The 19,019-nt window shown below is 58.4% G+C and carries 14 protein-coding genes; 7 read left to right on the top strand and 7 right to left on the bottom strand.

Annotation, left to right across the window (positions count from 1 at the left end; genetic code table 11):
* Positions 1 to 41: 41 nt before the first annotated feature.
* The 3 genes from MSL71_RS04660 to MSL71_RS04650 all read left to right on the top strand — a co-directional run bounded on the left by MSL71_RS04660 (position 42) and on the right by MSL71_RS04650 (position 5,132).
* Positions 42 to 2,060 (top strand): methyl-accepting chemotaxis protein, encoded by a 2,019-nt coding sequence (locus tag MSL71_RS04660; RefSeq protein WP_180137481.1) that lies wholly within the window; start codon positions 42 to 44, stop codon positions 2,058 to 2,060.
* Positions 2,061 to 2,374: 314 nt separating this feature from the next.
* On the top strand, positions 2,375 to 3,706 hold the full coding sequence (locus MSL71_RS04655) for an alkaline phosphatase (protein WP_218950949.1): 1,332 nt from the start codon (positions 2,375 to 2,377) through the stop codon (positions 3,704 to 3,706).
* A gap of 286 nt (positions 3,707 to 3,992) precedes the next feature.
* Entirely contained in the window at positions 3,993 to 5,132 is a 1,140-nt protein-coding gene (locus MSL71_RS04650; RefSeq protein WP_180137479.1) for a YibE/F family protein, read from the top strand.
* Here the strand turns inward: MSL71_RS04650 and MSL71_RS04645 are convergent.
* Positions 5,081 to 5,992 (bottom strand): AraC family transcriptional regulator, encoded by a 912-nt coding sequence (locus MSL71_RS04645; RefSeq protein WP_180137478.1) that lies wholly within the window; start codon positions 5,990 to 5,992, stop codon positions 5,081 to 5,083. The genes MSL71_RS04650 and MSL71_RS04645 overlap by 52 nt on opposite strands.
* Before the next feature lie 188 nt (positions 5,993 to 6,180).
* On the opposite strand from MSL71_RS04645, the gene MSL71_RS04640 reads away from it, so the two are divergent.
* Entirely contained in the window at positions 6,181 to 7,347 is a 1,167-nt protein-coding gene (locus MSL71_RS04640) for an iron-containing alcohol dehydrogenase (RefSeq protein WP_180137477.1), read from the top strand.
* Between the two features lie 84 nt (positions 7,348 to 7,431).
* Here MSL71_RS04640 and MSL71_RS04635 read toward each other — a convergent pair whose 3' ends face one another.
* From MSL71_RS04635 to aqpZ, 4 genes are all read right to left on the bottom strand, one after another.
* Complete coding sequence (locus MSL71_RS04635; protein WP_180137476.1) at positions 7,432 to 8,313, bottom strand: DMT family transporter; 882 nt, start codon at positions 8,311 to 8,313, stop codon at positions 7,432 to 7,434.
* A 266-nt stretch (positions 8,314 to 8,579) separates the two neighbouring features.
* On the bottom strand, positions 8,580 to 9,239 hold the full coding sequence (locus MSL71_RS04630) for a VOC family protein (protein ID WP_180137475.1): 660 nt from the start codon (positions 9,237 to 9,239) through the stop codon (positions 8,580 to 8,582).
* Between the two features lie 246 nt (positions 9,240 to 9,485).
* Complete coding sequence (locus tag MSL71_RS04625; RefSeq protein WP_180137474.1) at positions 9,486 to 11,135, bottom strand: sulfatase-like hydrolase/transferase; 1,650 nt, start codon at positions 11,133 to 11,135, stop codon at positions 9,486 to 9,488.
* A 76-nt stretch (positions 11,136 to 11,211) separates the two neighbouring features.
* A complete protein-coding gene (gene aqpZ / locus MSL71_RS04620; RefSeq protein WP_180137473.1) occupies positions 11,212 to 11,901 on the bottom strand; it encodes an aquaporin Z in 690 nt (229 codons plus the stop codon).
* A gap of 872 nt (positions 11,902 to 12,773) precedes the next feature.
* Between aqpZ and MSL71_RS04615 the strand changes: the two genes are divergently transcribed.
* Both MSL71_RS04615 and MSL71_RS04610 read left to right on the top strand, forming a co-directional pair.
* A complete protein-coding gene (locus tag MSL71_RS04615; protein WP_180137472.1) occupies positions 12,774 to 13,904 on the top strand; it encodes an alpha/beta fold hydrolase in 1,131 nt (376 codons plus the stop codon).
* Positions 13,905 to 14,134: 230 nt separating this feature from the next.
* Positions 14,135 to 14,722, top strand: a complete 588-nt coding sequence (locus MSL71_RS04610; RefSeq protein ID WP_180137471.1) for a methyltransferase family protein — start codon at positions 14,135 to 14,137, stop codon at positions 14,720 to 14,722.
* Between the two features lie 27 nt (positions 14,723 to 14,749).
* Here MSL71_RS04610 and MSL71_RS04605 read toward each other — a convergent pair whose 3' ends face one another.
* A complete protein-coding gene (locus tag MSL71_RS04605) occupies positions 14,750 to 15,409 on the bottom strand; it encodes an RIO1 family regulatory kinase/ATPase domain-containing protein (RefSeq protein WP_180137470.1) in 660 nt (219 codons plus the stop codon).
* Positions 15,410 to 16,445: 1,036 nt separating this feature from the next.
* Here MSL71_RS04605 and MSL71_RS04600 point away from each other — a divergent pair.
* The gene (locus MSL71_RS04600) at positions 16,446 to 17,297 is read left to right on the top strand and encodes an acid phosphatase (protein ID WP_246317704.1); all 852 of its coding nucleotides are present in this window, start codon (positions 16,446 to 16,448) and stop codon (positions 17,295 to 17,297) included.
* 97 nt (positions 17,298 to 17,394) lie between these two features.
* Here the strand turns inward: MSL71_RS04600 and MSL71_RS04595 are convergent, their stop codons facing one another.
* Positions 17,395 to 18,804, bottom strand: coding sequence for an LPP20 family lipoprotein (locus MSL71_RS04595; protein ID WP_180137469.1), 1,410 nt, complete (start codon positions 18,802 to 18,804; stop codon positions 17,395 to 17,397).
* Between the last annotated feature and the right edge of the window lie 215 nt (positions 18,805 to 19,019).

Genomic DNA, 19,019 nt, shown 5'->3' with positions numbered 1-19,019 from the left:
ATGGCGGCAGGTTCAATGGATTTGAAATGAAGGAGTTTTTTTTGAGCTATCTGACAATCAAGACAAAGTTGATTGCTGCGTTTTCTCTCGTGGCATTAATTCCAGTGGCGGTGATCTGCGCGGTGACTGTGGTGGAGGTGAACACCATCTCCGAGGCGAATTTCGTCGATTCAACAACCCGTGAACTCAAGCAGCTGGACAACGCCATGGTGCAGTTTGCGGACATGGTGAAGACATCGGCCGCGTACGTGGCGGCCAGGCCGGAGCTGAAGGGGGCGGACAACTCGGTGCTGAGCTATCTTCCGGGGGTTCCGGCTCACTCCGCTGACCCGGAGAAGGAGGGGCCGGTCAATGCGGCCATCTATCGGGTCTTGATCGGGGTACAGGCATCCAACGATGCCTTTTTTGAAATTTTTTTCGGAACCCGTTGGGGCGGGTTTGTCTCGTCCAACAAAGGCGCCCTGCCCCCCGGGTACGATCCGCGCAAAAGGGACTGGTACCAGGTTGCCGTTGAGAAAGGGGCTCCCTCCGTCACCTCGGCATACCGGAGCGTGACCGGTGGCAGCGACCAATCCGGTGTTATCTCTGTGGTGGCACCGGCATTTGACCCCGCAGGGACACTGGTGGGGGCCATGGGTATTGATGTCCCGCTGAAGAACCTGACAAAGATGGTTCTGGACATCAAGATCGGCAAGCGCGGGTTTGTCCTGCTTGCCCAGGGAGACGGGACCATCCTGGCCAACCCCAAGGCCCCGGAGACGAATTTTAAAAAGATGTCGGAGCTTGATCACCCGGTTTTTCAAACGCTTCACCGCATGTCCGAGGGGCGGGTGGAGCTGGAAGAAGATGGGGTGGCCTACTACGCCTGCGTCTATACCTCTCCTGAGTTGGGGTGGAAGTATGTGGGGGTTATCGAAAAGGAGGAGGTGATGGCCTCCGGGAATAAAATGGTGCTTGCGGTGGTTGCCATTGGCGGGGTGCTCCTTGCCCTGTTTGTTGGGGTTGCCTTTCTCATCGCCAACGCCATCACCCGGCCCATCAACCGCACCTCAGAAATGCTGCGGGATATCGCCGAAGGGGAAGGGGACCTGACCCGTCGCCTTGAGGTGGCTTCCAAGGATGAGCTGGGAGTGCTTGCCACCTGGTTCAACGCCTTTGTGGAGAAGGTCCACACCATCATCCGGGAGCTCTCCCTGCATGCGGAGAAAGTCACCGGGGCAGGCGTCGAGCTTTCCGGGTTGTCGGATGAGATGTCCGGCGGAGCCAGTGAGATGAATGAGCTTGCAGGGGGCGTCACCCGGTCCGCTGAGGAGATGAGTTCCGTCATGGTTAACGTGGCGGCATCATCGGAGCAGACGGCCACCAACGTCAACACGGTGGCAGCGGCCACCGAAGAGATGCGGGCCACCATCGCCGAGATCGCCGAACGCTCGGAAAAGGCGCGGGGCGTGACCTCGGACATGGTTGATCAGGCCCATGGTGCCAGGGCCAATATGGATGCCCTGGGGCAGGCTGCTACAGAGATCGGGAAGGTCACGGAGACCATCACCGAGATCTCCGAGCAGACCAACCTGCTGGCCCTGAACGCCACCATCGAGGCGGCCCGTGCCGGAGATGCCGGCAAGGGCTTTGCCGTGGTGGCAGGAGAAATCAAGGCCCTGGCGGCCCAGACCGCAGAAGCCACCGGGGAGATCCGTTCGCGCATCAACGGGGTGCAGTCCTCTTCCGTACAGTCCGTGGAGGGGATCAACCGTATCTCAACGGTCATCGAGGAGGTCAGTGAGCTGGTGGCAGCCATTGCGGCAGCCGTGGAAGAGCAATCCGTCTCCACAGGAGAGATTGCCGAAAACCTGGCCCAGGCATCGGCGGGCCTTCAGGAGGTGAACAGCCAGGTGGCCCGGAGCTCCGGTGTGGCCGAAGAGATTGCCCGGGACATGGGGGCCGTGAGCCGCTCGGCACATCAGCTTACCGGCGGCAGCAGCACGGTCCGTGACCGCTCGGAAGATCTCTCCCGGCTTGCCGGTGGGTTGAACTCGGTGGTGGGGCAGTTCAAGGTCTGAAAACAGGCGTACTTTACAACCGGCAGGGAGCCCATGACCAGCGGTTCCCTGCCCATGGCTCTTTTCAACGGATCATCACCAAACACTCACACAATCCGAACACCCTTTCATAATAGTCTCCCGTGACAAAGGAGCGCACATGAGCCCATGGCTGCGCTCCTTACTATTCACCCATTCCATCACGGGAGGACCCCATGTCACCATGCCGTCGTTTGTTCATCTTCATCGCCATCACAGTGCTTGTCGCAGGGCTTTTTACTGTTTCAGCGACAGCGGCTCCATTGCCGGGGGGCCAGGGAGGCAGGGCGAAATATGTGTTTTTGTTTATCGGGGACGGCCTGGGCATGCCCCAGCGTGCCGCAGCCACGGAGTTTCTCAAGGATTGCGGCACAGAAAGGCGCCTGGCCATGGAGGCCATGCCCGTGCACGGGGTCACCTCCACCCATGCGGCGGATCGGTTCATTACGGGGTCTGCCGCCGCAGGAACGGCCATGGCCACTGGGGTAAAGACCAACATCGGGTGCATCGGCGTGGACCCTGCCCTGCGGCCGGTGGCCACCCTGGCCGAGAGGGCCAAGGGCAGGGGCTTTAAAGTGGGGATCGTCTCCAGCGTCTCCATCGACCACGCCACGCCCGCAGCTTTCTATGCCCACGAACCTTCCCGGAGCATGTATCACGAGATCGACCATGCCCTGGCTGAAAGCGACATGGATTTTTTCGGCGGGGGAGGCTTGAAGGACCCCGAGGGGAAAAAGTCCGAGGCACCCCGGGGCAATGCCCTGGTCGCGGCAAAGGCCAACGGGTTTACCGTTGCGGACACCAGGCGTGAGATCATGGGCCTTAAAAAAGGCTCAGGCAAGGTCATCGCCGTCAACCCGCGCCTGCCCGACGGCAAGGCCCTGCCCTACGACATGGACCGGAACCGAAAAGACGTGAGCCTTGCCGAGTTTACGGAAAAGGCCGTGGAGCTCCTGGACGGCGACGCCGGTTTTTTCCTCATGGTGGAAGGCGGCAAGATTGACTGGGCCTGCCACGCCAACGACGCAGCCGCCGCCATCAAAGACACCCTGGCCTTTGACGACGCCGTTGCCGTGGCTGTGGGGTTTGCCGAAAAGCACCCCGACGAAACCCTTATCGTGGTCACCGGCGACCATGAGTGCGGGGGACTTGCCTTAGGGTTTTCCGGCACCAAGTACGCCACCTCCTACAGCCTCATGAACCGTCAGGCCAAAAGCCACCAGGCCTTTTTCGACGACGTTTTTGCAGGCCACCTTAAGAAAAAGGGGCGCTTTGAGGCGGCCATGAAGCTGGTCAAGGCCCACTTCGGCCTGGCCCCGGACGCCGACGGCCCCCTCGCCTTGAAACCCTTTGAAGTGGCCGAACTCAAGCGCGCCTTTGACGCCAGCCTCCGGGGCGAAACCCTCAAACCCGGCATGGCCGACTACATGCTTTACGGCAGCTACGATCCCTTTACCATGCAGCTGACCCACCTTCTCAACCGCAAAGCAGGCCTCGGCTGGACCACCTACTCCCACACCGGCGTGCCCGTCCTTACCTCCGCCTCCGGCCCAGGGGCCACCCTGTTCGGCGGCAGCTACGACAACACCGACATCGCCAGGAAGATCGCCCGCGTCATGAATCTTTAAGGGAAACCCGGTGGTAACCATTCAGCTTGCCTCCGGCGGGTCGCTTTTTTGAAAAAAAGCTCCGCAAAAAACTGTCCTATTGGACCCGTGCTTCGGCGGAGCCTGGAAAAGGTTTTTTTTAGGCCTGTTTGTCAAACTTTATAAAAGTTTGGCCCCCGGCAGGGCCGCCGGAGGCTTCGCTTGACTGTATCCGTAATAATTCCGTTAATCACGGGCGCAGCCCGTAAGCGAATGCGACAATCCGAGGCACGAGGATTGGAGCATTCGCGAACCAGGGGATATGAAGATGACAAAAAAACGGGAGCGGGTTTCCCTGGGCGTGTTTGTGCTGGTGACCCTGGTGCTGCTTCTCTGGCCTGCGGACAGGCCCGATGACGGCGGGGTGAGGTGCAGGGCCACGGTGCTTTCCGCAGACAACGGCCAGGTGCTGCAGCACGGGCTCATCAAGACCGGGTTCCAGAAGCTGGAGTTGCGGGTGGAAAACGGACCCTATGCCGGAGAGGTTATTTCGGCAGCCTCCAACCTCATGGGCAAGCTGGAGCTCGACGCCTTTTACGGGGAAGGGGACAGCCTTCTTGCCGTCCTCACCGTGGGGGAGGACGGAGAGATCATCCACGTAACCCCGCGGGACCATTACCGGCTTACGGGGCTCTGGGTGATGGTGGCCCTTTTTTTCGGGCTGCTCCTCATCACGGGGGGAGAGACCGGGGCCCGGGCCCTGGTCTCCTTTGTGCTGACGGGGGCCATGATCTGGAAGGTAATGATTCCGGCTCTTTTGGCGGGGTGGAACCCTCTTTTTGTCTCCTTCGGCGTGGTGATGATACTCAACTTTTCCGTGATTTTTCTGGTGGGCGGTCTCAACCGCCTGGGGCTCACCGCCTTTTGCGGGGCCACCCTGGGGATCCTTGCCACCTGCCTTATTGCTCTTGTGGCGGGCAAGGTCATTCACCTTAATGGAGCCGTGAAACCTTTTTCCGAGGCCCTGCTTTACGCCGGGCACGCCGACCTCTCCCTTTCCATGATCTTTATCGGAGGGATTTTCCTTGCCTCATCCGGAGCCGTGATGGACCTTGCCATGGACATTGCCGCCAGCATGGCCGAGGTGGCCCGTGTGGACGCCACCCTCTCTCCCGTGGCTCTCATGGGCTCCGGTCTTCGGGTGGGGCGCTCCGTCCTCGGCACCATGACCACCACCCTCCTTCTGGCCTACTCCGGCGGGTTTACTTCCCTTCTCATGGCCATGATGGCCCAGAATGTGTCTTTGTCCGTCATGCTCAACACCCCGTGGGTCTCCTCGGAGATCATCCACACCCTCTCCGGCAGCATCGGCCTTGTGACCGTGGCCCCCTTTACCGCCATGTGCGGGGCGGTGATCTACAAGCGGGATGCCGAGCCGACCTGTGACGCTGTGGCGCGGGCCGCCTGATTGCTGAAGGCCACCGGGCTCTCCCCGAAATAGCGTTTGAACTCCCGGCTGAACTGGGTGGGGGATTCGTAGCCGACCTGGGTGGCGGCTTCGTTGACCCGTGCCCCGGAGAGGACCAGCAGGTCCCGGGCTTTGTTGAGCCGGACCTTTTTGATGTACTGGATGGGGGAGGAGGCGGTGACCTCTTTGAAGGCGCGGTGAAAGGCCGACGGGCTCATGTTCACCAGGCCGGCGAGCTGGCCCACGTCCATGGGGCGGTGATAGTGGCTGTGGATCTGTTTGAGGACCTTGTCGATGCGGGAGAGGTGGGTGTTTTTCACGGCCAGGGCGTAGAGGGAGGCGGCGTTGTCTCCGCACATGACCCGGAAGAACAGCTCTTTAAGGAGGTCGTCTCCGAGCACCTCAGTCTCCATGGGAGAGGTCAGGGCCCTGAGAAGGCGGGCGGTGGTCTCTTTGAAGGGGGCATCGGCTTCGGCCAGGAAGAGGCCCCGGCTGGTGTCACCGGTGGCGGCAAAGGGGGGGAGGTGATCTCCCATTTTGCCGATGACGGTGCTTACGTGGGTGAGGTTGATGTCGATGAGCATGGCCAGAAAGGGCTCTTCTTCGGTTGCCGGGGCTTCGCATTCCGCAGGAATGGGAACCGACATGACCAGGTAGCGGTCCGGGGTGTATTCGTAGGCCGTCTCCCCTAAGAAGACCCGTTTTTTTCCCTGCCCAACGATGATGATGCCCTGGGTGTAGAGGAGGGGGGAACGTGGTGAGCTTTGGGTGGCTTTGTAGATTCGCACGCCGTCAAGACGGGTGTTGTTGAGCCCCACCGAGGGTGCGAGCCTGTTCATGAGTTCTGCGGTTGTTGTCATGGTGCTTCCTTGCGCTTGTGACCTTTGCCTGATGTCCGGGATGAAAAACAGTCTACCACAAAGAGCCTGGTTCTGCTTTGATAAGCAGGAATGGGCATGATTTCGCGAGGATTGTGTATTCCAATAAAAAGGCGATGTATTATTGTATTTACAGCAATAAACTGAAACCCTAATGGGAGAATGCATCCATGCTTGATTTTGATTTTTATAACCCGACACGTATTGTTTTTGGCAAGGACAGACTGGCAGAGCTGGACACCCTCGTCCCCAAAGGGGCAAAGGTGCTGGTTCTTTACGGGGGCGGCAGCGTAAAGCGCTTCGGAACCCTGGAGAAAGTAACAACAGCCCTGAAAGAGCGGGACGTGGTGACCTTCGGCGGCATCGAGCCGAACCCCAAGTATACCACCCTCATGAAGGCCGTGGACGTGGTCAGGGCCGAGAAGGTCGATTTCCTTCTGGCCGTGGGAGGCGGCTCGGTGATGGACGGCACCAAGTTCGTGGCCCTGGCCTCCGGTTTTGAAGGCAATCCCGAAGAGCTTCTGGCCTGCGGGTTTAACCCGGTACCGGTGGAGACGGCCCTTCCCCTGGGCACGGTGGTGACCCTTCCCGCCACAGGCTCGGAGATGAACTCCGGCGGCGTCATCAGCCATAACAAGGGTAAATTTCCTGTGTTCAGCCCCCTGTCTTTCCCCGTATTTTCCATCCTGGACCCCACCCTGACCGCTACCCTGCCCCCCACCCAGGTGGCCAACGGCATCGTGGACACCTTTATCCATACGGTGGAGCAGTATGTCACCTACCCCGTATCGGCAGGTTTTCAGGATCGCACGGCCGAGGGCATCCTCCAGACTCTCATTGAGGTGGGGGAAAAGACCCTGGCAGACCCCGAGGACTATGACGCCCGGGCCAACCTTGTCTGGTGCGCCACCATGGCCTTAAACGGGCTCATCGGCGCCGGGGTGCCCCAGGACTGGACAACCCACATGATCGGTCACGAGCTCACCGCCATGTTCGGCATTGACCACGGCAAGACCCTGGCCGTGCTTCAGCCCTCCATCTGGACCCTGAGAAAAGAGCAGAAACGCGGCAAGCTTCTCCAGTATGCCGAAAGGGTGTGGGGCATCACCGAAGGAGACGAGGAGAGCCGCATCGACGAAGCCATCGGAAGGACCCGGGCCTTTTTCGAGTCCCTGGGCATCCGCACCCGGCTCTCCGACTACGGGGTGACCGAAGACAAGATCGATGACGTGGTGAAAGCCCTGGAAGCCCACGGCATGGTGGCCCTGTCCGAGACCGGTGACGTGACCCCTGAGGTGAGCCGCAGGATTCTGGCCCATGCCCTCAACGGGGCATAGTTCTTCTTTAAGCGCAGCGGCAATCAGCTTTCAAGGTGGCTCACCTTGCCGCCGGAGGCTCTTTCGTTTTTATGGGTTCCATCGCTATTCCTTAAGAAGAAACACCCCGACAAAGATCATGCCCGTGGCCGCAAAGTCTGCGGGCGTGATGGGTTCGCCCACGAGGAGAACGCCGATAAAAAGGGCCACCACCGGGGGCAGGTAGGTGACGGACGAGGCTGCCACCGCGCCCATGGTGTCCACAATGTAGTAGTAGAGGATGTAGGCAAAGCCTGTTCCCAGAAGGCCCAGGCCCACGACGAGGCCGATGGAGGCGTGGGGAGCGGTCCAGATGCGCCCGATGCCCGAGGTGTTTGTGACAAGGGCCAGGATGAGGAGGCCGAAGCCGAGCTGGTAGGTGGTCAGGGCCGCTGCCGGGATGTGCAGGGGGACAATGAATTTTCGAGCATAGACGAAGGAGGCCCCCACGCCCAGTGAGCCCGCCACCATGTAGCCGATCCCTTCCAGGTTGGTGGTGAGCACCTCCTGGCCCGTGGGTCGTGAGATGAGCACCACCCCGGCAAGGGCCACGAGCACGCCGCATAGCTTGCGCACCGTGGCCTTTTCTTCGGGGATAAAGATCACGGCCATGACAAAGGCAAAGAGGGGGATCGCCCCGCTGACAGCCCCGGCAATGCCGGAGAGCAGCAGGCTGGCCCCCTTGGCAAAGCAGTAATAGTAGAAGGCTGTGGCAAGGACCGACATCACCAGGAAGTGGTGCGCATGGCGGAGGTGGCCAAGGCGCAGGTCCCGCCTCATTCCGGCATAGGCCAGCACGGGGACGAAGCCGAATAATACCCGGTACAGCACAACCTGCCCGGGGGTAATCAGGTCCACGGCCATTTTCATGTAGATGAAGTTGCTTCCCCAGACGACGCCCAGAACAGCAAAAATGAGAAGGGGGAGGTGGTTTTTGTGTGATGTCATGGCTTGTGGATCCTTCTGTGATCAGGCAAAAAAACACGCTTCCGGCGGCGAGGTGTGTGCCTCGAAAGCGGATTGCGCAGCTGTAGGTTGTGGATAGGGACTATAGCAGGAAAAGTCCGCTGGGTTTTGAAGAAAATTGCGCCCGGAGGGGCCTGGTGAAGATTTAAGGTGGGGGCGGGAAAAAGGCAAAACATGTGGCTGCCTGCCGGTGAGGACAGGCAACCGGGGGCTGGGGCATGGCGTCAGGCGCCCGGGCCGGAGCGTGGCTACCAGCTTATGATAAGGGGCAGGTGGGGGCGAAAATCGTGGGATTTGCCTGCGGCCCCGTGATCGAAGACGATCTCCATGGTGTGGGTGTCTGAGGTTCCGAAGCGTATCTCCTTTGATGCGTTGCCGAGTTGCTCCAGTACGGATGAGCGGGGCGCTTCGGCGGGCATCCGTACGCAGATGGAGGACACCTGGTTAAACAGGGGCAGCTGCTGGCGCGGCTGCCCTTTTGTGCTGAGGACTTTTTGCCCGCCGGAGGGCATGGCAAAAACCATGGGCTCGGCGAGTCTGTCCGAGTTTGTACCCACGGCAAAGGAGAGGCCTGCGGGCAGGTAGTCGGGGGCGTAGTCCCATGTGTCGAAGGGAAGGTCTCCTGAAGGGGCGCCAAGGACGATGCCGAAGGGAGAGGCGTCCCGGGTGCGTCTGCTCCATCGCTCAAGAAACCGGGTGGGTTTCGTCACGTCGCGTTTCGCTTCGTCCACATTGCTGACCCATAACAATTCGAGCATCATGTTGTTGAAGAAGAACCTTCGGTTGGATGTGCCCTGGCCGGGGTGGGTGTTGGGGGTGCCTTCGGTGAATCCGAAGGTCAGCAGGCAATCGGCTTCAGGCGCTCCTTCGGAGACAAATATGAAAACATGGTCCAATATTGCGGTCATTCTGGTTGTCCTGCCTTTTTCTGGCTGATGTTTCTCGGTGTGGGGCCTTTTGACCTTTGCTTCCGGTAAACCGGGCACAGCGTTTTGATAGTGGCTTGTCCGGCTTGTGGGCCATGCGTAGTACGTTTTACCCGGTTTGGCAAGGCCCGGGCCAGGGGGGTGGCCTGTTAAAGAAAAGAGGTCGGAGAGCCCTGAAACCGGGCTTTCCGACCTTTCGGGGGCAGGATCTGTCCGAAGGCGGACAACTCAATGCCAGGACATAAAGGTTTCCACGGCATCCAGGGATTCGGGCCGTAAGTTATCAATGCCTTCATAGGGCTTGTCTTTTCCGCCCTTGGCATGGGGGTATTTTTTGATGCCCATCATGTGGCGCTGGAGCATGTCCTGAAAGCTGGCACCCGACCACAGTGCGGCTTCGATCAACGGGGTCATTTCGCGGGGGTCCCTTGCAAGGTCAAAGACCGGTGCGGCTGCTCCGGGCAAGCCGGGGGCCGGCATGTGCATCTTGAATTTTTGCTTGACGATGGAGCGCAGGACGACACCCTCATAAATGTACACATAATCCCTTCGGCCGTTTCCTTCCCCTTCGATAAGCAGGGCTGTCTGGTCGATGCCGTCGATGATCCTGTCCGTGGGGATGTATTTGGTGGCGTCTCCCAAACGGGCAAAGGTCGTATACAGGTCGCAGACATGGATCATGTCCCCTGCCAGGGTGTCCGGCTTGATGGCTGCGGGCCATCGGGCAAAGGCATTGACACGCACCCCGCCTTCAAGGTGGTCGGTCTTGCCGCCCCGGTAGATCATGTCGCTCATGCCGGTTATTTTCTGGTATCCCATCAGGAACGGCCCATTGTCGCTCATCAGGACAACCAGCGTGTTGTCTGCGATGCCGAGGGTGTCCAGCTCGTCGAGGATCTCACCCACCCAGCCATCGAGCTGGTTCATGCTCTCCACCATGGTGCCGCCGTTTTGCATGAGAAACTGCTCTCGGTCATTCCGCGCAAAATTCAGGGGAATCAGGGGCCAGTACTGAAGGAAGAAGGGTTTTTCCTGCTTGGCCAGGGTACGTAACTGCTCCAGCGTCTGTGTCTGGTAGCGCTGATTCATCTCATTGTATTTTTCCTGGGTCCACTGCTCTCCGGCCTCCATTCCTACCTCATGGGCATCTTTGCCTTTGTACGCCTCAACACCCGTCACCAGGCCAAAGGGCTTGAACTTTTTGTCCAGCGCGAACGGATCCGTATAGGAGCTTTTTGCATAGCCCGTCATGGCATTGGATTGCTCCGCATCCTCGGTCATCAAGGAGAGTTGAACCTGTTGATTCAGGGGGAACGCCGCAAAGTCAAATCCCTGGTTATGGGGATAGGATTCTTTGATGTCGCCCATGTGCCATTTGCCGATATGAGCCGTGGCATACCCTGCCTTGGAGAGCACCTCCGCAATGGTCACCTCGCCTTTGGACAGTCCTTCGCCCACAAGGGCCACCTTGACCTCTTTGAGGCCGGTTCGCACGGGGTGGCGCCCCGTCATCATCGCTGTACGGGTGGGGGTGCACGAGGGCTCGGTGTACATGCGCATAAACGACAATCCTTCGTCGGCCAGCTTGTTGATGCGGGGGGTCTGGGTGCCTCGGACATAGTTGAGTTCGGGAATGCCGAATTCTCCGAATCCCACGTCATCGATGAGGATGTAGAGGATATTGGGTCGTTTTCCTCCGTTCTTTTCCCGGATTTCCGTCAGTTTTGTGTCAATCTGTTTGTCCTGTTCCGCCCATGCATCGCTGTATTGTGCTTTGACGAAATTGTATTCGCCGTCATGCACAATGCCACTGGCGCAGGCAAAGGTTCCCATGGATAAAGCGATGACTGTCAAGCCGAGTAATCTTGCGAATCGCATGATACGCTCCTTGTGTGTTTTGGGTTCAGGTGGCCGGCCCACACCGTTTCCCTGACTCTTATGATTGTCCCGTCATTCAGGCTTCATCACGTCCGATAAGGCGATACAGTGTCGCGCCGAGGATGCCCCCGATGATGGGAGCTATCCAGAAGAGCCACAATTGGGTCACTGCCCAGTCGCCGACAAACACCGCCACACCCGTGCTGCGGGCAGGGTTCACCGAGGTGTTGGTCACCGGGATGCTGATCAGGTGGATGAGGGTAAGGCACAGGCCGATGGCAATGGGGGCCAAACCTTTGGGGGCGCGCGGATCCGTGGCACCCAGGATGACGACGAGGAACATGGCGGTCATGACGACTTCGCATACCAGGGCCGAAGGCAGGCCGTACCCTCCGGGTGAGTGCGCTCCGTATCCGTTGGACGCAAAGCCGTCGGACAGGGAAAATCCGGGCTTGCCGCTGGCAATGAGGTAAAGGATCCCGCCTGCAGCAATGGCGCCAAAAACCTGGGCCACGATGTAGGGCACCAGCTCTTTACCCGGGAACCGGCCGCCGGCCCAGAGGCCGAAGGATACTGCCGGGTTGAGGTGACATCCGGAGATGTGGCCGATGGCAAAGGCCATGGTCAGAACCGTCAGGCCGAAGGCCAGGGAGACCCCCAGAAGACCGATTCCCACGTTGGGAAATGCCGCTGCCAGGACTGCGCTTCCGCATCCGCCGAGAACCAGCCAGAATGTGCCGATAAATTCTGCGCCGTACGCTTTCATGATGTGCTCCTTTGCGGGTAAGGGTTCACAAAACCATGTGTTGGTGGGGCTGGAAAATGAAAGGGGTGTATCTTCTGTTGCCACCGCCTGTTGGGCAGCTGGTTGGCTGGAGGGGCTCCGGGGGATGGGGGCTTGACATGTATTGCGCCGGGGGGCTTGGGGAATGGTTGGGCGGCGGTTTGATTTGGAATAATATTTTATAGTTAAGGTTCTGTTTTGGCAAGCCCTTACCGGGGCGCGGGAGGCCGGAGCCGCTTCCTCGCGTCGGTGGGTGGGGCAACCGGACCCCAGTGCCTCCCGTCAATGATCGCTATCGCCCCTGTCCTTGGGAAGAATGGTTTTTCGTATCCGAAAATACAGGGCAACGCTTTTTAGCTATGTTCCGTTTCTTTTTTGTGTCGGGCCTGTGTTCTAGCTGAATGGCACGGGGCCCCTGCGGAGAATCAAATGGCGGGGGTATGGGCTATATGTGTGGTGATGCCCATTTTAAAGGTGTATTCATGTTTTTGAAAGGCCTGGTGCCATGGCCTGAACACGCCTTTTTTGACCATGGGCGGTGCCGGGATCGGCACTCTTCATCACCGGCTCTCTCAGTATTTTATCCCCTTGTTGGTAAAAAATGAGTATACACAATCTCTCTGTTGTGATGTAATCTTACGAACATTACATGTTGAGTTATGAACATTATGGCGGGTCGAAGCCCCATGCGGTCGGATGTAAAACAATGTTTGTCCGGGGTCGCCGTAGTCCTGCTGTGCGAATGTGTTCAAGATGGGGAAAGGTTGCGTATAAGGGAGAACGTTGGAGGCGGCGGTTTTGCGCCCCCGACGGCATGTAGAACCATATATCAATGCAATACAGAGGGATTGTCCATGAATCATCGTATTTCAAGGCTGTGCGCCGTGTTGCTCGTGGTGGGTGTCATGTTCACGGGCGTGGGGTGCAAAGAGGTGTTCGACATCGATACCCAGGAGGAGGTTGCCCTCCACAGGGAGTATTACAGATCAACGGTCATGCCGTATTTCGAGACGGGCGAAGAGGGTTATTTTACAGGTGTCGACGGTGTGGACATCGCTTACAGGGCCTTTCAGACAGACTCGGACAAGGGGGCCATCGTTATTTTCCACGGCAAATCCGAGAACCTCACCAAGTACGCTGAGTTTGTTTACGACATGAGGGATACGGGGTGCGCCATCTACCTCCTGGACCACAGGGGGCACGGCGCCTCAGGCAGGATGCTTCCCGATCCCATGAAGGTGTATGTAAAGGATTTCGACGACTACGTGGAAGATGCCAACTACCTGATCAGCAACATCGTCCGGAGACGGGACGGGCATGAGAAACTCTTTCTCGTGGCCCACTCCATGGGCGGGGGCATCGGGAGCCTTTACCTGGAAAAGTACCCGAACGTCTTTGACGGGGCCGTGCTGTGCGCACCCATGCAGGGGATCAACACCGAAGACTTCATCAAGATGTCCGATGAAGCCGGATACGCCCTGGCCCTGGGCAAGGTCATTGCCGGCAAGGGGAAAGAGTATGGCCTGAAGCAGGAGGCCCCCGAAGATTTCGGACAGGACGTGGGCTACGAGGAGGGCCAGGAGCGGTTTTTCTCCGAGGCCGTCACCCACAGCTACAAGCGCTGGCTGGTCAATGAGGAGTACCTTTCCGAGAATCCGGAGCTCCTTGCGGGCGGTGCCATCATCGGTGTGACCTGGCGCTGGCTGGAAGAGGGCTATGCCGCCATTTTCAAACTCCGCCGCAATGCCTGGAAAATCACCACGCCCCTTCTTCTGTTTGAAGCGGTGGACGATCATTTTACCACATCCGAAGGCCATGAGACCTTTGCGGACGGTCTCCGGCCCGGTGTGCTGAGGGAGTACGTCCGGTTTGATGCGGATATCAACGGAAAGCACGCCGCATACCACGAGATCCTCTGCGAAGAGGACACCATCCGCACCAAGGCGATTGAACGGATCAAGTCCTTTATCGCATCCTTCGAATAATTTTCCTGCCCCCCAATAAAAACATCCGGCCTGTGCGTTAATGACACGCACGGGCCGGATGGACATCTGCCTTAAAGACCCCTTCTATCTCCTCTCTCCGATTGCCTGCCGCTTTCGGTAAGTCGGGCGACGGCCCGTTGCGAAAAAGGGTTTGACTTGTGGAAGAATTGATACCATAAAAACAGTGCTGTTGAAAAAAGGAACGAAAATCATCATTTATGGGAGGTGTCATGCCGGAAAATGTCGCAGGCCCGATTCATGTTCTTTTCAACAACAAGTCATTGAGAAAAACCCTCCTTGCGTTGCGGGTTCCCCTGGGGGGGCTGCTCTTCGTGCTGCTGCTTGTCCGGGTGGAGCCCGGCTGGTTTGTGCCCGGCCTGCTGGTGTCGGTGGTGGGGCAACTGATTCAATTGTGGTGCATGTCCACCATCAAAACCCGCAAACGGCTCACCGTCACCGGGCCGTATATGTTTGTGCGAAACCCCATGTACCTGGGGCGGTATCTTTTTGTGTTCGGGATCGTGATGATGACGGGGAGCCCCTTTTGGCTGGCGGTGCTTTCCATTGTCTACTATTTTTACATGGTCAACAGGGTAAGGCGTGAAGAGCGGATTCTGGAAGATCTGTTCGGAGAGGAGTACACGGCGTACTGCCGGGACGTTCGCCCGTACCGCCCGGGAATGAAACGGTTTGATCCGGCCGGGTTGTGGTCCTTTAACAGGGAAAGTGTCGTGCAGAACAACGTGGTGACCAACATTGTCTTTCCCTGTCTGTGTTATGCCCTGCTCTTTGTCTCTGTTCTTCTCCGGTCCGGTTGAGGCCCTGGGAACGCTGCAGGGAGGGGGTCAGGCCCTGCGGCTTGCTTTCGTGCTCAAGGGGTAGCCTTTGAGAAACCATAGAAAGCGAATGCGATTCAAGGCGTCCAGGTGTTCCTGGCGGGCTCTGTCCAGGGAGCCGGGTTTCTTTTTGCGCCAGTTTTTGTAAACCCCGGACAAATCGATGTCCTTCATGAGCTTGTGCAGGGCCCGGGGGGTGTTTTCCAGGTTCAGGCTGGACTGGAAATCCAAAAGGGCCGGTCGGCCCTTGTCCGTCACCAGGATGTTCCGGTGGTTCCGAATGTCCAGGTGCACCATGTTGTGCCGGTGCATGCGTTTCACCAGGTCTTCAAATTCAAAAAAGAAGTCGTCACTGATCAATTCCGCAGGGGTCTCCTTCAAGGTCGTACCGGGCTGGTACTGATAACACACCGCATACATATCCAGAAAAAATGGGTCGGCAGGAATGCCGTCAAGACCTTTGAGTTTTTTCAGGGCCAGAAATTCCCTTTTGGCCATCAGGCGTCCCCAGGTCTTTTTGATGGCCGGGGGGCAGCGGGAGAAGTCTTTGACAACCCAGGTGGTTTGCCCCTTTGTGTATTGATAGAGCTGCGCGTTGCCCCAGCGTCCCTTGGAAATGACCTTGTACTCACCGGATTCCAAGTCTCGTCGAGTAAACGATTTTTCCATGGTTTTTGGCCTTTTTATGCATGGTTTGGTTGGTTGGTTGGGTGTGTCGTGGCCTCGAATAATCGCATTCCGTCAATTTGCGCACGGCGGCCCCGTCCCCTGGTCTGCAGGTGCGGCGGCGTGATGCGGAGCCGGTGGGGATGGCCCTGAAACTGTATGGTTTTAAACGGGAACAAAGTAAACCTGCCGGGTAAAAGGTGGCGACTCGTCACCTAAGATGAACGGTCAGGCCCGGTGCTGATCAGGCTCTATCTACATGCTGGGAGAGTATTGCTGAAGATCGATTACGCAGGTTGCGCGCCTTGCGGTGCACGACTGTCATCCGGGCATGCCCGGAACATGCGCCTGACGCCGTGTCCAACCGTATTCCGATGTGTCCTTTTGCTGCCGTGCGGCGAGGCAGCGATGGGGGCTATTATACCCTCCTTTTGATCCGGGTTCAACCATCCCCGTGGATGGGGCAGGGGCAACGCATTTAAAAATTCAGTTGCCTCCGGCGGGTCGCTTTTTGAAAAAAGCTTCCGTCTTCGCCTTCGGCTACGCCGTGACAAGCCGCAAAAACGTTCCGGTAATAAAAAAAGAAGAGGGGCTATGCCTTGCAGGGACGCATCCTCAAAGAACAAAACCTGTTTATCAAACGTTTCAAATGTTTGGCCCCCGGCAGGGCCGCCGGAGGCAAAAACCTACATGCGTTAACCCTGTGGATGGGGGCGAATTCTCTTTGAAACCAACCCGTCCGGGGACGACCTCTCTTTTTTTGTTGTTTTTTATCAGGCACTAAGGGTACTCTGTTTACATCCTGCTATTCCTGCCACAACCTGTTGTCCAACCATTGATAATCCATTCAAGCGGCCCTTCTGAGTTTGCCCGTCCATGGGAGACGGCCTTTCCTGCATCATACGGAGACCACATGCCGGTGATTCCAACGCTGCCCCGTCGGCATCCGTGAGCGCTCTGTCTTTGCGTTTCCTTTGCCTCTTTGCCGGAGGCATGCATGAATCCATGATGGAATGACAAAAAGGACTTGGAGGTTTCTATGAAGATGACTGACGGATTCCGGATGTTCTTTCGACGTGCGATGTTTTTCCTGATGGGGGCTGTTTTGTTGTCTGCCTGTGCAACGGCCGACACGCCCTCACCCATGGCAGACGTTTCCGAGATAAAGCCGGGAGTTCTTAAAGGGTACCTGCCCTCGGAGGCCCTGCCCAACAGCCTGGCCCTGATTCCCCTTCCCCCGGAAGAGGGGTCCGCCGCCTTTGCCCTGGACACCGATGTTCAGAAGCTAAGCAGTAAATTTGTGGATACGCCTCGCTGGGAGCTGGCTGCCGTGGATGCGGAGTGGATGTTTCCCGCCGCGGCCGAGACTTTCTCCTGTGCCCTGGGGATCGCCATTACAAAAGAGGAAACCCCCTACCTGTATCGCCTGTTGAGGCGAAGCCTGGCCGATGCGGGCCTGTCCACCTACGCGGCCAAGGACCACTACAAGCGGGTGCGCCCCTTTGCGGCGAAGGCAGAGCCCACCTGTTTTCCCAAGGATGAGGACCATTTCAAAAACGACGGGTCCTATCCGTCGGGTCACACCGCCATTGGGTGGGCCTGGGCGCTGATCCTCACCGAGATTGCCCCGGAACGCGCCGACAGGATCATTGCCCGCGGCAGGGCCTTTGGGGAGAGTCGGGTTATCTGTAACTATCATTGGTACAGTGATGTGATGGAGGGGCGGTTCATGGGGGCGGCCACCGTGGCGAAGCTGCACGCGGATCCCACGTTCTGCGCGGACCTGGCGGCGGCCAAGGCCGAGTATGCTGTGGCCGTTGCCAAGGGCCTTGCCCCGTCCGGTGACTGTGAAGCCGAGGCCGAAACCCTGGCAAGGTATCCCCTGCCCTGAGGTTACCGCCACATTGAGCGGTTTGGGTTTTTCAATGTAGTCATCCGCAATAAAATTTACTGCTTTGGTGCGGTGGTTTCCCCATGAACCAGACAGACTATCGTGCCATGGTGGTGATGGTCAGGCTTGCTTCGGCGTGTGCGGTCTCCTTCTTCTTTTTCCGCATGAGGCCCCGGGTGGTCGCCACGGCGTTGGAAGGGCGCGAGCCTCCCGTTTCGGGGCTGCCGACCTTGAACAGGCCCGTAGACGGGTCCTGGAAGGTTCTGGGGACGTTTGCTTCAAGGTCGCCAGTGGCGGCATAGATTTGAACGGTCTCTACCCCGAAGGGGGCCACAGCTTCGAATTCGCCGAGTTCAATCCATTTCCCGGCATCGTCCGGGCCCACGTAAGCGATGAACCTGCGATCCCCCGGGGCATCGTTTAGTTCCACCAGGTACGTGTACGGGGTTTCCTTGAAGGCGTGGCCCATGAGGTAGAAGTAGCCCGGTCGGTTCATCTTGATGAGCAGGGTGATGGACTCACCGGATGTGTAGAGGAGGTCGGTTCGCCCGTCCGCGGTTTTGATGTCCACGGAAAAGTCGCTGGAGACCACCATGCCCGATGCAATGAGTTTTTGAAAATCGAGGGTTTCGGGCTGTGTCCGGTAGCCTTGACAGGCAGGGGGGAGAAAACAGGCCATGGCTGTTTGCAGGGTGTTTTGCTGTCGGTCCATGAGCCGGCAGGTGAGCTCCACGCCCTGGCCCGTGACGGTGTACTCACCGGTGAGGATAAAGGCGGCTGTGGCAGGGGTCGGGCAGGTGTCGAGGAAGACCGAGAGGTGATTTTTGACGGCGCTTGCAAAGGGTGTGACCTCGCGGGACGTGCCCGTGGCGGGGGGAAAGACATAGATCCCTTTTTGGGTGAAGTGCCCGGCCATGCGTTTCAGTCCGTCGTCAAGGGTATCCGCCTTCTGCTCCAGCTTTCGGATGCGCGCTTTGAGACCGGCCTCGGTGACCTCTGGAGCGGCAGGGGCGGTTCCACCCAAAAGACGGGCCACGAGGCTGAGGCGCTGGAACCGGTCGAGGGCCGTGAGGGCCTCTTCGAGCACGGCGATTTTCTCCGCATGGCTTCCGAAGGTGTCTGCCCTGGTCAGGGCCCGGGTGATGGACCGGCAGGTCTCAGTGATCTCTTTTGAATACAGGGGCAGGGCGTCTTCGGAGAGGCGTGCCGTGGCTGAAAACTCCGTGCCCGAAGGCACAACGGACACCGTTGCCCCCAGAAGAGGCAGGCGGGATGAGATCTGGAGGTGCTTGGTCTTCAAGGTATCTGCGGTGGTGGCTGTTTGGGTGACCACGGAGCTGAAGTCACTGACCACCTCCACGTGAATGGCCTGGGAGAGGTCGGCAAGGGCTTCTTTTTCTGCTTGGCTGCGGGTGGGGCAGATGCCTGTACCGGTAAAACCCCGGGCCGAGAGGAGCGGAGGCCGGAGCAGGAGGAGAAGGAAAAGAAGAAGGACAGTTTTTTTCATGGCAGTCAGGGTCCCCTGGGTGGTCGTTGTTTCGGTGGCTCGGGCGTCATACGTGCCGTTTGTATACCAGATAGGCTATATCACGCCTGTGATGCAAATCAATGTTCGCCGGGCCGGGATATGGCATGGTACGAATGCTCGACGGATTGTTTTCGGTATACTAAGGAGGCATGGGTCGTCCTGATTCCGGGGCGGCCAGTGCTGTGAACGGTTAT

Origin of the sequence: Desulfoluna butyratoxydans, from assembly GCF_900699765.1 — a bacterium.
Lineage (GTDB): Bacteria > Desulfobacterota > Desulfobacteria > Desulfobacterales > Desulfolunaceae > Desulfoluna > Desulfoluna butyratoxydans.
The sequence above is the reverse complement of the archived record's forward strand: the minus strand, read 5'-3'. Positions and strand labels throughout refer to the sequence as shown.